General features: G+C 73.2%; 13 protein-coding genes. 7 read left to right on the top strand and 6 right to left on the bottom strand.

The genetic code is table 11. The annotated features are described in order from the left end of the window. Positions 1–27: 27 nt before the first annotated feature. Positions 28–1329: a M18 family aminopeptidase gene (locus tag AC2TEW_RS02360; RefSeq protein WP_033823612.1), complete on the bottom strand. Its 1302-nt coding sequence runs from the start codon at positions 1327–1329 to the stop codon at positions 28–30. 282 nt (positions 1330–1611) lie between these two features. Next, positions 1612–3441, bottom strand: coding sequence for an acyl-CoA dehydrogenase (locus AC2TEW_RS02355; RefSeq protein WP_484621555.1), 1830 nt, complete (start codon positions 3439–3441; stop codon positions 1612–1614). Between the two features lie 215 nt (positions 3442–3656). Here AC2TEW_RS02355 and AC2TEW_RS02350 point away from each other — a divergent pair, with 215 nt between their 5' ends. Then, positions 3657–4157: an SseB family protein gene (locus tag AC2TEW_RS02350; protein ID WP_484621554.1), complete on the top strand. Its 501-nt coding sequence runs from the start codon at positions 3657–3659 to the stop codon at positions 4155–4157. Between the two features lie 123 nt (positions 4158–4280). Further along, positions 4281–5231, top strand: coding sequence for a pirin family protein (locus tag AC2TEW_RS02345; RefSeq protein ID WP_484621553.1), 951 nt, complete (start codon positions 4281–4283; stop codon positions 5229–5231). An 89-nt stretch (positions 5232–5320) separates the two neighbouring features. On the opposite strand, the gene AC2TEW_RS02340 is transcribed toward AC2TEW_RS02345, so the two are convergent. Then, positions 5321–6142, bottom strand: coding sequence for an integrase (locus AC2TEW_RS02340; RefSeq protein ID WP_484621552.1), 822 nt, complete (start codon positions 6140–6142; stop codon positions 5321–5323). A 376-nt stretch (positions 6143–6518) separates the two neighbouring features. Between AC2TEW_RS02340 and AC2TEW_RS02335 the strand changes: the two genes are divergently transcribed. Continuing rightward, positions 6519–6737: a DUF5302 domain-containing protein gene (locus tag AC2TEW_RS02335; protein ID WP_484621551.1), complete on the top strand. Its 219-nt coding sequence runs from the start codon at positions 6519–6521 to the stop codon at positions 6735–6737. 170 nt (positions 6738–6907) lie between these two features. Here AC2TEW_RS02335 and AC2TEW_RS02330 read toward each other — a convergent pair whose 3' ends face one another. The 3 genes from AC2TEW_RS02330 to AC2TEW_RS02320 form a co-directional block, all read right to left on the bottom strand. Beyond that, the gene (locus AC2TEW_RS02330; RefSeq protein WP_484621550.1) at positions 6908–8347 is read right to left on the bottom strand and encodes an amidase; all 1440 of its coding nucleotides are present in this window, start codon (positions 8345–8347) and stop codon (positions 6908–6910) included. A 47-nt stretch (positions 8348–8394) separates the two neighbouring features. Then, a complete protein-coding gene (locus AC2TEW_RS02325; RefSeq protein WP_033823650.1) occupies positions 8395–8631 on the bottom strand; it encodes a hypothetical protein in 237 nt (78 codons plus the stop codon). A gap of 117 nt (positions 8632–8748) precedes the next feature. After that, on the bottom strand, positions 8749–9396 hold the full coding sequence (locus AC2TEW_RS02320) for an ATP-binding protein (protein ID WP_484621549.1): 648 nt from the start codon (positions 9394–9396) through the stop codon (positions 8749–8751). A 275-nt stretch (positions 9397–9671) separates the two neighbouring features. Between AC2TEW_RS02320 and AC2TEW_RS02315 the strand changes: the two genes are divergently transcribed. The 4 genes from AC2TEW_RS02315 (at position 9672) to AC2TEW_RS02300 (ending at position 13243) form a co-directional block, all read left to right on the top strand. Further along, positions 9672–10574, top strand: coding sequence for a hypothetical protein (locus AC2TEW_RS02315; RefSeq protein ID WP_484621548.1), 903 nt, complete (start codon positions 9672–9674; stop codon positions 10572–10574). Positions 10575–11069: 495 nt separating this feature from the next. Next, entirely contained in the window at positions 11070–11849 is a 780-nt protein-coding gene (locus tag AC2TEW_RS02310; protein WP_484621547.1) for a YcnI family copper-binding membrane protein, read from the top strand. 39 nt (positions 11850–11888) lie between these two features. Next, positions 11889–12641, top strand: coding sequence for an SCO family protein (locus AC2TEW_RS02305; protein ID WP_484621546.1), 753 nt, complete (start codon positions 11889–11891; stop codon positions 12639–12641). Further along, positions 12638–13243, top strand: coding sequence for a copper chaperone PCu(A)C (locus AC2TEW_RS02300; RefSeq protein WP_484621545.1), 606 nt, complete (start codon positions 12638–12640; stop codon positions 13241–13243). Before AC2TEW_RS02305 ends, AC2TEW_RS02300 begins: the two co-directional genes overlap by 4 nt. Positions 13244–13338 lie beyond the last annotated feature (95 nt).

Genomic DNA, 13338 nt, shown 5'->3' with positions numbered 1-13338 from the left:
CGACGGTCTGCCGGCCGCCGGCCGGGCTCAGCCCTCCAGGAACGCCTTGAGGGCGGCGGCCAGCAGGAACGGGTCGTCGGCGCCGCAGAGTTCACGGGCCGAGTGCATGGACAGCGCGGCGATGCCGCAGTCCACCGTGGTGATGCCGAGCCGGGCGGCGGTGATCGGGCCGATCGTGGTGCCGCAGGGCATCGCGTTGTTGGAGACGAAGGTCTGCCACGGCACGCCGGCCTTCTCGCAGGCGGCCGCGAAGACGGCCCGGCCGATGGCGTCGGTGGCGTAGCGGTTGTTGACGTTGACCTTGAGGATCGGGCCGCCGTTGGGCATCGGGTGGTGGCCGGGCTCGTGCCGCTCGCTGTAGTTGGGGTGCACGGCGTGGCCCATGTCCGAGGAGAGGCAGACGGTGCCGGCCATGGCGCGGGCGCGGTCCTCGGGGGAGCCGCCGCGGGCGTGCACGCTGCGCTCCAGGACGTTGCCGAGCAGCGGGCCCTGGGCGCCGGTGTCGGACTCGCTGCCGGTCTCCTCGTGGTCGAAGGCGGCGATCACCGGGATGTACGGCAGCGGGGCGCCGGCGGTGGCGACGGCGGCCAGCGCGGCCGTGGAGGCGTGCACCGAGAGCAGGTTGTCCAGCCGGGGGCCGGCCAGCATCTCGCGGTTGCGGCCGAGGTAGGAGGGCGGCTGGACGTCGTGGGTCATCAGGTCCCAGCCGGCCACGTCGGCGGCGGCCACCCCGGCCCGGTCGGCGACGAACTCGATCAGCAGGCCCTCGGTGACGTCGCCGATTCCCCAGATCGGCGTGAGGTGGCGCTGCTTGTCGAGCTTGAGGCCGTCGTTGACCTGGCGGTCGAGGTGGATGGCGAGCTGCGGGACGCGCAGCAGCGGCTCGTCGATCTGGACCAGCCGGACGGAGCCGTCGCGCAGCGCGAGCCGGCCGGAGAGGCCGAGGTCGCGGTCGAGCCAGGTGTTGAGCGGGACGCCGCCGTAGATCTCCACGGCGACCTGCCGCCAGCCGGCCGTGCCGGTGTCCGGGACCGGCTTGACCCGCAGGTTGGGCGAGTCGGTGTGCGAGCCGACGATCCGGAACGGCGTCTCGGGTCCGGCTCCCTCGGGGACGTACCAGGCGATCAGCGCGCCTCCGCGGATCACGTACCGGCCGCCGGTCGCCGCGTCCCAGGCGTCGGTCTCGGAGATCCGGCGGAAGCCGGCCTTCTCCAGTCGCTCCGCGGCACTCGCCACCGCGTGGAAGGGCGACGGCGAGGTACCGAGGTAGGCGATCAGGTCGTCGGTGTGCGTCCGGTCGAAGTAGGCCGGGCGGGCAGCGGTCGACATGTTGCTCCTGAGTTGAGGGAGTTCGGACGCCGGATGGGGGACCGGCTCCGCACCTGAGCATATGCCCGTACACGGACATGACACCGTGAACTCAAGAACGGTGACACAACGGTGAGCATTGGTGCCCAGCTGCTACACCGGACCGCCCGGAACGGTCCTGCGTCGCCGTCCGCCGCCGTGTGCCGCGGGGCGTGGGCGGCGGGCGGACGGAACACCGCGGGGCCCGGTGGTGTACCGGGCCCCGCGGTGTGAGGGTGGGTCAGGCGGTCGTGGCAGCGGGGCCTAGAAGGCCTCCTCCGCGAGCTCCATGATCTCGTTGTCGACGCCCTCGGCGATCAGGCGCTGCGGGGTGACGGCGGGCAGCACGTTGCGGGCGAAGAAGCGGGCCGCGGCGACCTTGCCCTGGTAGAACGGGACGTCCTTCTCCGAGGCGCCCGCCTCCAGCTTGGCCAGGGCGACGGTGGCCTGACGCAGCAGCAGCCAGCCGACCACCACGTCGCCGGAGACCATCAGCAGGCGGGTGGCGTTGAGGCCCACCTTGTACATGTTCTTGACGTCCTGCTCGACCGAGGAGAGGTCGGCCAGCATCTTGCCGACGATCGCCTCCAGGTCGCCGGCGGCCTTGGCGAGCAGCTCGCGCTCGGTGGCCAGGGCGTCGCCGCCCTCGGCCGCGCCGAGGAACTTCTGGATCTGCTCGGAGACGGCGGTCAGCGCCTGGCCGCCGTCCTTGACGATCTTCCGGAAGAAGAAGTCCAGGCCCTGGATGGCGGTGGTGCCCTCGTAGAGGGTGTCGATCTTGGCGTCCCGGATGTACTGCTCGATCGGGTACTCCTGCAGGTAGCCGGAGCCACCGAAGGTCTGCAGGGACTGGGCGAGCTGCTCGTAGGACTTCTCCGAGCCGTAGCCCTTGACGATCGGCAGCAGCAGGTCGTTCAGGCGCTCGGCGGCCTCGTCGGTCTCGCCGCGCAGGCGGGCGGCGAGCACGTCGTCCTGGGTGGAGGCGGTGAACAGGACCAGCGCGCGCATGCCCTCGGCGTAGGCCTTCTGGGTGAGCAGCGAGCGGCGGACGTCCGGGTGGTTGGTGATGGTGACCCGGGGGGCGGCCTTGTCCAGGAAGTTGGAGATGTCGGCGCCCTGCACGCGCTCCTTGGCGTACTCCAGCGCGTTCAGGTAGCCGGTGGAGAGGGTGGCGATGGCCTTCGTGCCGACCATCATCCGGGCGAACTCGATGATCTTGAACATCTGGCGGATGCCGTCGACGGTCTCGCCGAGCAGCCAGCCCTTGGCCGGGTGCTTGGCGCCGAAGGTCAGCTCGCAGGTGTTGGAGGCCTTGAGGCCCATCTTGTGCTCGACGTTGGTGGCGTAGACGCCGTTGCGCTCGCCGAGCTCGCCGGTCGCCCAGTCGAAGTCGAACTTCGGGACGATGTACAGGCCCAGGCCCTTGGTGCCGAGCTTGCCGCCCTCGGGGCGGGCCAGCACCAGGTGGATGATGTTCTCGGACATGTCGTGCTCGCCCGAGGTGATGAAGCGCTTGACGCCCTCGATGTGCCAGGAGCCGTCCTCCTGCTTGACGGCCTTGGTGCGGCCGGCGCCCACGTCGGAGCCGGCGTCCGGCTCGGTCAGCACCATGGTGGCGCCCCACTGGCGCTCGACCATGCGCAGGGCGACCTGCTGCTGCTCCTCGGTGCCCTCGTCGCTCACGACGCCGGCGAAGGCCGGGCCGGAGGAGTACATCCAGATCGCCGGGTTGGCGCCGAGGATCTGCTCGGCGAAGGCCCAGACCAGCGAGGACGGGGTGACCTGGCCGCCGATGGCCTCCGGGATGCCCAGGCGCCACCACTCGGCGTCCATGAAGGTCTGGTAGCTCTTCCTGAAGGAGGCCGGCACCGGGGCGGTGTTGGTCTCCGGGTCGAACACCGGCGGGTTGCGGTCGGCGTCGACGAAGGACGCGGCGAGGTCGTTCTCGGCGAGGCGCGAGATCTCGCTGAGGATGTTCTTCGCGGTCTCGACGTCCATGTCCGCGAAGGGACCGGTGCCGTACACCTGCTCGCGGCCGAACACCTCGAAGAGGTTGAACTCCACGTCCCGCAGGTTGGACTTGTAGTGACCCATGACCGTTATCTCCGGTTCGTCGCTCCGGGGGTCCGCCGCTACGAGCGCCCCACTTACCCACCAGTAGGCACCATGATGCTACCCGTTGGTAACTTGTTCAAGCCCTCGGACCGGAAACCCGGCTATGAACGTGGTCACGTCCCACAACCCGAAGCCCATCCGAGTTGTCCGGATCAGCCGCCGCACACCGCCCCCGGGCCCGATAGCCTGTCCGTGTGTACGGCTATGAGCAGACCGCGTACCAGGGGGACCCCTACCAGCAGGCCATGCAGCAGGGGATGAACGGCATGCCCGGGGGCGCCCCGTACGGCGAGCCGCAGCAGGGTGCACCCCAGCAGTCCCTGTACCCCGAACCGTCGCCGCCATCCCTGGCGGACGCCGTCCGGGCCTTCACCACCGGCTCGATGCCGGTGGAGGACTTCCAGGCCATCTTCATCACCTCCAAGGTTTTCTGCCCGCGCGGCGACCGGCCGGGCTTCCTCGCCCTGCACAACACGCCGACCCCGGTGATCCCGATGTTCAGCTCGGTCAAGGAGCTGCGCCGCTACGCCGGCAAGGAGTCCAAGCACTTCAGCGTCAGCGGCGCCGAGGTGCTGGACCTGCTGCCGACCGGGTACGGCTTCGCCCTGGACATGGAGGGCGAGCACCGGATGGTGTTCGACGCCAAGGCGGTGGAGCAGATGGTCGAGTTCACCATGCACCGGATGTACGGCTGACCGACCGCCGAGGGGCGGCCGGACGGTCGGCACCGAGTAATGGTTGAAGCTTCAACTTGCCTTTGGTTGAGAATTGAACTAACCTGCTGGATGTAGGCCACAGAACCCCCGAAGGAGGCCGACATGCCCGCCGTGACCGTCGACAACCCGCTGACCCTCCCGCGCGTCGCCACCCCCGACCCGACCCTCACGGTGCCCCGGCCGGTCCTGACGGTGGTCACCGCTCCCGAGGGCTTCGAGGGCGAGGGCTTCCCGGTCCGCCGGGCCTTCGCCAAGGTCAACCAGAAGTACCTCGACCCGTTCATCATGATGGACCAGATGGGCGAGGTGGAGTACGCCGCGGGCGAGCCCAAGGGCACTCCGTGGCACCCGCACCGCGGCTTCGAGACCGTGACGTACCTGATCGACGGCGAGTTCGTGCACAAGGACTCGCACGGCGGCGGCGGCCACCTCGGGGGCGGTGACACCCAGTGGATGACGGCCGGCTCCGGCATCCTGCACATCGAGACGCCGCCCGAGTCGCTGGTGCTGTCCGGCGGCCTGTTCCACGGCATCCAGCTCTGGGTCAACCTCCCGGCCAGCGACAAGATGACCGGCCCCCGCTACCAGGACATCCACGGCGGCCACGTCAAGCTGCTGACCACGCCGGACGGCGGCTCGGTGCTCCGGCTGATCGCCGGTGACCTCGACGGCCACCGCGGCCCCGGCTCGACCCACACCCCGATCACCCTGATGCACGCCACCATCACCCCGGGCGCGCAGGCCACCATCCCCTGGCGGCCCGACTTCAACGCCCTGGTCTACGTCCTGAACGGCAACGGCAAGGTCGGTGCCGAGGGCCGCCCGGTGCACACCGGCCAGGCCGCGGTCTTCGGCGAGGGCGACACCATCACGGTCTCCGCCGACGCCAAGCAGGACTCCCGGCACCCCGCGCTGGACGTGATCATCCTCGGCGGGCAGCCGATCAAGGAGCCGGTCGCCTGGTACGGGCCGTTCGTGATGAACAGCCACCGCGAGCTCCAGCAGGCGATGGAGGACTTCCAGTCCGGGTCCTTCGGCCACCCGATCGACTGACCACCCCGCACCCGTACCCGCCACCCCCCGATCAGCGGCGGGGCCGCCCTTCCCCCGGGGCCGGCCCCGCCGCTCGGCGGTTTCCGGGGTCAGAACCTGGCGTACAGGGCCGAGGCGTCGTCGTGCGCCGAAGCCCTCGGCCAGCGGGCGCAGCGCCCGTCCGAGCGCTCCACCGCCCGGACCCGGGCGATCAGCTCGGCCGGACCGGACGCCGCGAGCAGCGCCAGCGCTTCGGCCCAGCTCCCCAGCCGGAACAGACCGCCGTAGCGCGCCGCGCCGTCACTGAGCGCCGCCAGCGCGGACAGCGCGGACAGCCGGACGAACCCGCTCTCGGCGTACCCGGCCGCCTTCGGCGCGGCCGCGGCGATCCACGGCCCGTGGCCGGTGTTGCGGGCCGCGCGGACCGCCAGGGCGTACTGCATCCGCAGCGCGGCGCGCTCCGCCGAACCGGGCGCCGCCGCCAGGACCTCGCGGCGCAGTTCCTCGCCCGCGGGGAAGCGCTGGTTGTCGCCGATCACCCGCGGCGGGCCGTCCACCAGCTGCAGCACCAGCAGCGAGTCGCCGAGCACCAGGTGCTCCAGCGAGTTGCCGTGCAGGCGGGCGGCCACCACCATCGCCGCCGGGGTGTTGGGGTGCGCGAGGTCGCACCGGCCGCCGTGCAGGGCGGCCGTCTCGGCGATGGCGTCGGCCAGGCACTCGGCGACGGACCGGTCCGCGCGGTCGGTCATCCGGGCCAGCAGGTGCACGCCGAGGCGGCGGACGTACCAGGCGACGCCGTGGCTGCAGCCGGACTCCAGCCCCTCGGGGGAACCGGACCCGTCGAGCAGCACCAGGGCCTCGGGGGTGGCGGCGGTGAAGTCCTCACTCACCCGGTCCGGTCTTGCGGGCTCTCCCGCCAGCTGTACCTGCATCCCGCCAGTGTGGCGGCGGCGGGCGGACGGGGGACAGAGTCCGGTCCTTGATCCCTCGACGGGGTGCCGCGGGCCCCGGTGGCAGCCGCCCGAACCGGGACATACCGTCGGATGGTCGGCCCCTCACGCCGAGGGTCCCGCGTGTGCTGCGGGTCCGCGTCCGGGAGTCTGGAGCATGCGATGGTCTGGCAGTTCTTCGTCCTGGTGATCGCCTCGTTCGTCTTCCCCACGATGGCGCTCCTCTTCCTGATCGGCGGACCGCACTTCCCGGACGAGCAGCGCTGACGACCCGCGGCGTACCTTTTGTCAGCGGGATGGCAGCGGGACGTGACAGTGTGTGCCCTGCACACCAGCTCCCGTCCAGGAGGTCCCCCGAATGAGCAGCGAAACAGCCGAACCCGGGCAGCAGCCGGAGCCCGAGGCCGCCCCCACGGCCCAGGACGACGTGAAGGCGAAGTTCCTCGCCGCCCTGGAGCGCAAGCACGGCGGTCCGGCGGGCGGCACGGCCGGCGGCCCCGGCGGCGAGTCCAAGATCCACGGGGCGCACAGCGCCGCGGGCGGGAAGCGCACCTTCCGTCGCAAGAGCGGCGGCTGACAGCCGGTCACAGCGGTACGACAAGCGGGGGCGGGCCGGGAGCGGCCCGCCCCCGCTTGTCGTATCTCCTGCGGGTGCGGCGGGCGTTCCCAGGCTCCTGGGGTTCCCCGTTCCTGGGGTTCCGCGCTCCCGGGGTTCCGCGTTCCCGGTTCCCGGTACCCGGCCCGTTCCTAGCCGGACTTCCCCGTCCCGGCCAGGACCTGCTCGACGTGGGCGGCGCGGGCCAGCAGCTCCTCGTCGGCCCCGACGGCTCCCACGCACTGCAGGCCGAGCGGCAGCCCGCCCAGCCGGCCGGCGGGCAGCGTCACGGCGGGCGCGCCGGCGTAGCTCCACGGCAGCGACATCACGGCGTCGCCGGTGCTATCCAGGCCGCGCGGGGCGGGGCCGGTGGCGGCCGGGGTGAGCCACAGGTCGATGCCCTCGTCCGCGGTGAGCGCCGCCAGCCGGCGCCGGAAGCGGTCCCGGGCGTGCAGGGCGGCGGTGTGGTCGGCGGCGGTGATCTCGTGGCCGCGCCGGATCGCGGCGGCGGTCTCCGGCCGGTACAGGGCGCCGAAGCGGGCGAACAGCTCGGCGTGGACCCGGGCCAGCTCGTAACGGTTGATCAGCCGCAGGTGCTCCACGAGTCCGTCGAAGTCGGCCGGCAGGTCGAGTGCCCTGACGGTCAGCCCGTGGTCGCGCAGCAGGCGCAGGGTGCGGTCGAACTCGGCGCGCGCGGCGGGCTCGGCCCGTTCCAGGTAGGCGCCGCCCGGTACCGCGCAGACCGGCGGGCGTCCGCCTGCGGGAGCGTCACTCCCCGCCGCCGCCTCGGCCGGTCCCGGCTGCCAGTCGTCGCAGAGCACCGAGGCGGCCAGCCGGGCGCCGGCGAGGTCGGAGGTGAACACGCCGACGGTGTCCAGGCTCGGCGAGTGCGCGATCACGCCGTCCACCGGGATCCGTCCGTAGCTGGGTCGGAAGCCCACCACCCCGCAGTACGCCGCCGGGCGGATCACCGATCCGACGGTCTGGGTGCCGACCGCCAGCGACACCAGGCCGGCCGCGACGGCGGCCGCCGAACCGCTGCTGGAACCACCGGGGGTGTGCGCCGGGTCGCGCGGGTTGCGGGTCGGGCCGGGCGCCCGGACGGCGAACTCCGCGGTGACCGTCTTCCCCGCGACCAGCGCACCGGCCGCCAGCAGCCGGGTCACCAGGGACGCCTGCGGGCCGCCGAGCACCCCGGGCGGCAACGCGGAGCCCGCGTGGGTGGGCAGGCCGGCCACCTGGATGACGTCCTTCACCCCGACGGCCACGCCGTACAGCGGCGGCCGTCCGGCCGAGGACGCGGCCGGGAGCGGCGCAGGCGTGTGGTGGGTCGGAGGCGTGTGGTGGGTCGGGGACGTGCGGTGGGCCGGGGGCGCGTGGTGGGCCGGGGGCGCCGGCCCGTCCGTCCGGGTCCGGAGTTCGCGGGCCGCCTCGGCCAGCCGGTGGTGGCGCCCCGGCTCGGGCACGAAGGCGCGGACCACCGGGTCCAGCCGGTCGATCCGGGCGCACAGCCGCTCGACGTACTCGGGCAGCGCGGGATCCCCGGCGCGCAGCGCGGCGGCCTCGGCCGGCAGCGGGATCATCGGCTCCATGGCGCCAGGCTACGGGCGCGGGGCCGTCTCGACCGCTCGGCCAGGGGTCACTCGTCGTGTTCGGTCGGCAGGTACGGGGCCTCGCGCAGGAAGAGTGCCCCGCAGGAGTGGCAGTGCAGGTCCGGGTGCTCGACCCAGTGCTTGGCGTCGCGGGTCTCGGCGTCCGGGTCCAGCGCCCGGCCGCACATCGCCACGGTGTCGTCCCCGCGCACGATGTGCCAGGTCTTCACCTCACCCGACGCCGCCCCCGCAGGCCCGTACTCGGCACGCATCTGATGAATCATGATCACCATGCTGCGAGGGCCTCCGGCGGAGGGCAACTCCTGCTAGCCCATCAGGGACCGGGCCCCGCACCGACCCCGGCCGGCCCCGGCCGGGACCCACCGGTCGGAACCCGCTGGTCAGGAGGCGCGGAGCAGGGCGTCGTCCTGCCACTTGAGGACCTTGTCGAAGCTGACGATCGCACCGCGCAGCGGGTGGTTGCGGAGCTGGACGTGGTCGGTGAGGGCGTGGATGAGGAACAGGCCGCGCCCGCTCTCGGCGGTCAGGTCCGGCAGGGCTTCGAGGTCGGGCGTGCGGACCACCATCGGTCGGCCGGCCGGCAGGACATGGGTGTCGTACGGTGCCGGGCGGTCGGCCGGGCGGGGCCGGTGGGCGGTCAGGATCCGGGCGGGGAGGGAGGCCCGGCCGCGCCGGGACCGGCGGCGCCCGCCCGGCCGGACCGGTGCGAGGACGCCGCCCTGGCGGCGCAGCGGGGGGATGGCCGGCAGGACGGGCGCGGCGATCGGCGGGAGTCCCGGCCCGGAGTCGACCACCTCGATCCGCAGCCGGTCGCCCGTGATCGACGCGGTGACCTGGAAACCCTCGTCAGGGCGGCCGGTGATGGCGTGCTCGACCGCGTTCGCGCAGGCCTCGGTGAGGGCGACGCCCAGGTCGTAGGCGATCTGGGGGTCGACGCCGGCGCTGTCCATCGCGCCGAGCAGGATGCGCCGGGCCAGCGGGACGCTCGCCGGATCGCGCTTGAGGTGCAGAGTCCACCAGATGTCCACGGGAGGTCCCTCCTGGCTGCGGCTCCACATACAACTAGGTATCTCCGACCGATCCGGCACCGAACCGTCCGTCGGGGCCCGCGCCACCCGTCCGGTGGATGGACTGATGTGGAACTCTGTGCCGAGCGGCGCATTGAGCGGCGCGCGCGCCGGGGCCGAACGGCGCATTCGGATGCTGGGATGACATACCGACTCCGGGTGCGGGCGGTGGATCGGCCGGGTACCGGTGACCCTGCCTCGGGGCGCCCGGTAGGCGGTGAGATGATGGCCCGGCCATGACCGACCGCCACCGCGCCCCGCGCCGAGGAGCCGCCGCGACCCCCACCGGGGCGCCGGCCGCTGCCTGGGACCTGCGGGTGGCGCGCGCGGTCCCGTTCGCGCTGGTATGCACCCTGATCGCCGCGGCCGGGCACGCCCTGGTGGGCGGCGGCCAGGTCGGACTTCCGGCGCTGGCGAGCGGCTTCGCGGTGGTCACCGCGGCGGCCGTGCTGCTCGGCGGCCGGGAACGGTCGGCGGCCGCGATCGCCGGCGCGCTGGGGATCGGCCAGCTCGGCCTGCACCTGCTGTTCCACGGGCTCGCCGCAGCGGCGGCCGGTGCGTACGCGGTGGCGGGTCCGATGGCGGGCATGACCGGGATGACCGGGATACCTGGGACGGGCTCGGCGGGCGGCCCCGTCGCCGGGATCGGCGTGCTGCCGGCCCTGGCCGGCCGGCTGATCTGCGACGACCGCCCCGGCAACGGGCCCAGCGCGCTGCCGCCCGGCAGCACGGCCGAGCAGGTGGTGAGCGCGGCCGGGCTCGACCCGCAGGCGTACACCGTCGGCGCGCGCGCCGGCACCGGGCACGTGTCCGGGATCGCCGCCGCGTTCACCGGGATGAGCCCTTCGATGCTGCTCGGTCACCTGGCCGCGGCCCTGGTGGCCGGCTGGTGGCTGCGCCGCGGCGAGGCCGCGCTGTGGCGGCTGGTCCGGGTCGCGGCGGGTGCCGCACGGGAGTGGGCGATACCGCTGCGCAGTGCGCTGGCGCTGCTGGCGGCGGTGCTGCTGGGCCCGCTCGCGGACGGGCGGAACCTGCGTCGGCCGACCGGGCCGGCAGAGGACTGGCGGCTGCCGGGGGCGGCAGCACTACGGCACAGCGTGCACCGGCGGGGTCCCCCGCGGGCGGCCTTCGCGCGCTGACGTCCGCACGCTGACGTCCGCTGACGTCCACACCCTGCGGGTGCCGGTCGGGATGGCCCGACGGGACCCGTCCCCGTATCCGTACCGGTCCCCGTATCCGTACCGGTCCTCGCACGCGTTGACCGTACCGGTACCCGTCGTCGGGGCCGTGATCGCACTCGCGTCGGCCGGCCGTGGGCCGGTCCGCTGCAGTGGCGAACCCCGGTGGAGCTCCTGATGGGGCTTCCGGGGTCGGTGGCGGGGCGGTGCCCGGGCACGGCCGTCCGGGAGCCGTCCGGGAGCCGTCCGGATCGACCCGGAGCGACCGGGGCCCGGGACACGGGTGGACGAGTGGACGGACGGACCGACGGACGCGCGCGCATCAGGTGGCCGTACCCGTCGCCCCCGTCTCCGGTGGTGCGACGGCGGCCCCAGTCCCTGCCTCAGAGCCCCAGTGCCACGTGTGCCGCCGGATGCGGCCCGTACACGTGCCCGTCTCCCCCATGGAGCAACCAGATGCGTTCCCTTCCTGCCCGCCGAATCGCCGGGATCGCCGCCGTCGCGGCCGCCGCCGTCGTCGCCATGGCGTCCCCCGCGTTCGCGCACGTGACCGTGCAGCCGGGCAACGCCCAGCAGGGCGGCTACTCCGCCGTCGCCTTCCGGGTGCCGAACGAGAACGACAGCGCCGCCACGGTGAAGCTGGAGGTCAGCCTCCCGATGGACCACCCGATGGCCTCCGTGCGGACCGAGCCCGTCCCGGGCTGGACCGCCACGATGGAGAAGAGCAAGCTCGACAAGCCGCTCAAGTCGCACGGCCAGGACATCACCGAGGCCGTCTCGAAGATCACCTGGACCGCCAACGACGGCACCAAGCTCGGCCCCGGCCAGTTCATGGACTTCCGGGTGTCGCTCGGCGCGCTGCCCTCCGACACCGACAAGCTGACCTTCAAGGCCCTCCAGACCTACGACAACGGCGACGTGGTCCGCTGGATCGAGGAGGCCAAGGACGGCCAGCCCGAGCCGGCCAAGCCCGCCCCCGTGCTGACCCTCACCCCCGCGCCGGCCAAGCCCGCCGCGGGCACCAGCGCCTCCCCCGCCGCCGGTGACCACCACGGCGGCGACGCCGCCGGCGGCCAGGCCACCACCCAGGCGGCCGCCAAGTCCGACGACTCGACCGCCCGGACCCTCGGCGTGGTCGGCATCGTCGTCGGTGTGATCGGTTCCGCGCTGGGCGTGGCCGGTCTGCGTCGCAAGAGCGGCGACAGCACCGGCAACACCGGCAGCACCGCCTCCTGACCCCCGCCGCCGACCCCCGCGCACGAACGGATCTCTCCCATGGCACGTACGACGTCCAACGCGAACTCCCGTCCGCTGTCGAGCCCGACGGCCGGCGCCCGCTCGGCGGCGCGGCCCCGGCCGGTGGCGCGGCCCCGGCTGGTGGGTGTTGCCGCACTCGCGCTGGTGGGCGCGCTCGCGCTCTCCGGCTGCGGTTCCTCCGCGTCGGGGAACGCCGGCGGCGACGGCACCGTGAAGATCAACAAGGAGAGCAGCAACTCCCCCTACCAGGGCAGCGTGCTGAAGCGGAACTTCGACAAGCCCGACCTCACCCTCAACGACACCTCCGGCCAGCCCTTCGACCTGCGCACCCGGACCGCCGGCCAGGCCACCCTGCTCTTCTTCGGCTACACCAGCTGCCCCGACGTCTGCCCGACCACCATGGGCGACATCGGCGTGGCGATGTCGAAGCTCTCCGCCGAGGACCGTAAGAAGATCAACGTGGTCTTCGTCTCCACCGACCCCACCCGGGACACCCCCCAGGTCCTGCGCACCTGGCTGGACTCGATGGGCAAGGACTTCATCGGCCTGACCGGCGACCTGGAGAAGGTCAAGGCCGCCGCCAAGTCGCTCGGGGTGCTGGTCGAGGACCCGATCGTCAACGCCGACGGTTCGGTCACCTCCTCGCACGGCGCCCAGGTCCTGGCCTTCCTCCCCGGTGACGACAAGGCCCACCTGCTCTACATGAGCAACACGCCGCTCGACACGTACGCGCACGACCTCGCGCTGCTGGCCAAGGGCGTCGCCGCGTGAGTACCGCCAGCACCGCCAGCACTGCCCGAACTGCCAGTACCGCCAGCACCGTCTTCCGCCGCAACGCCCTCCTCGGCGCGGGCCTCGCGGCCGTGCTGACCGCCGGGGCGATACTCGTCGCCTGCGGCTCCGGGGACGCGGGCGGCGGCGCGGGGGGTGCCGACGGGACGGGCGCCGCCGGGACTGCCGCGGCAGCGGGGGCCGCTTCGGGGGCTGCGGCGGGGGCCGGGGCGTCGAAGCTGGTGGTGTCGGACCCGTACATCCCGCTGCCCGCACTGTCGGGCGGGATGGGTGCCGGGTACCTGACGATCCGCAACGAGGGCGAGGGCACGGACCAACTGGTCCGGGTGTCCAGCCCCGCCGCGTCCTCCGTCACCATGCACCGGTCCTCCGACTCCACCATGGAGGAGGTCGGCAGCCTCCCGGTCCCGGCCCACGGCTCCCTGGAGCTGGCCCGCGGCGGGAACCACCTGATGATCATGGGCTGGCAGCGGCCGCCCGCGGTCGGCGACGAGCTCGAACTGGACCTCACCTTCGCCAAGAGCGGCACAATCTCCGTCAAGGTGCCGGTCAAGCCGCTGACCTACCGCCCTGGGAACTGACGGATGCTGCCGATACTGCTGCGGCCCGCGGAAACGCGTACGGCTGCCGGAACGAGGACGGTGATGGGTGTGGCTGAGGGTCTGGGGCTGGAACC

It is taken from the genome of Kitasatospora sp. NEAU-CNBT7 (assembly GCF_057220535.1).
The sequence above is the reverse complement of the archived record's forward strand: the minus strand, read 5'-3'. Positions and strand labels throughout refer to the sequence as shown.

Excerpts from the sequence above, each read along its gene's own strand:
- AC2TEW_RS02340 (WP_484621552.1), bottom strand. The coding sequence starts at position 6,142 with ATGCAGGTACAGCTGGCGGGAGAGCCCGCAAGACCGGACCGGGTGAGT.
- AC2TEW_RS02330 (WP_484621550.1), bottom strand. The coding sequence starts at position 8,347 with ATGGAGCCGATGATCCCGCTGCCGGCCGAGGCCGCCGCGCTGCGCGCC.
- AC2TEW_RS02305 (WP_484621546.1), top strand. The coding sequence starts at position 11,889 with ATGGCACGTACGACGTCCAACGCGAACTCCCGTCCGCTGTCGAGCCCG.
- AC2TEW_RS02345 (WP_484621553.1), top strand. The coding sequence starts at position 4,281 with ATGCCCGCCGTGACCGTCGACAACCCGCTGACCCTCCCGCGCGTCGCC.
- AC2TEW_RS02315 (WP_484621548.1), top strand. The coding sequence starts at position 9,672 with ATGACCGACCGCCACCGCGCCCCGCGCCGAGGAGCCGCCGCGACCCCC.
- AC2TEW_RS02310 (WP_484621547.1), top strand. The coding sequence starts at position 11,070 with ATGCGTTCCCTTCCTGCCCGCCGAATCGCCGGGATCGCCGCCGTCGCG.
- AC2TEW_RS02325 (WP_033823650.1), bottom strand. The coding sequence starts at position 8,631 with ATGATTCATCAGATGCGTGCCGAGTACGGGCCTGCGGGGGCGGCGTCG.
- AC2TEW_RS02360 (WP_033823612.1), bottom strand. The coding sequence starts at position 1,329 with ATGTCGACCGCTGCCCGCCCGGCCTACTTCGACCGGACGCACACCGAC.
- AC2TEW_RS02335 (WP_484621551.1), top strand. The coding sequence starts at position 6,519 with ATGAGCAGCGAAACAGCCGAACCCGGGCAGCAGCCGGAGCCCGAGGCC.
- AC2TEW_RS02355 (WP_484621555.1), bottom strand. The coding sequence starts at position 3,441 with ATGGGTCACTACAAGTCCAACCTGCGGGACGTGGAGTTCAACCTCTTC.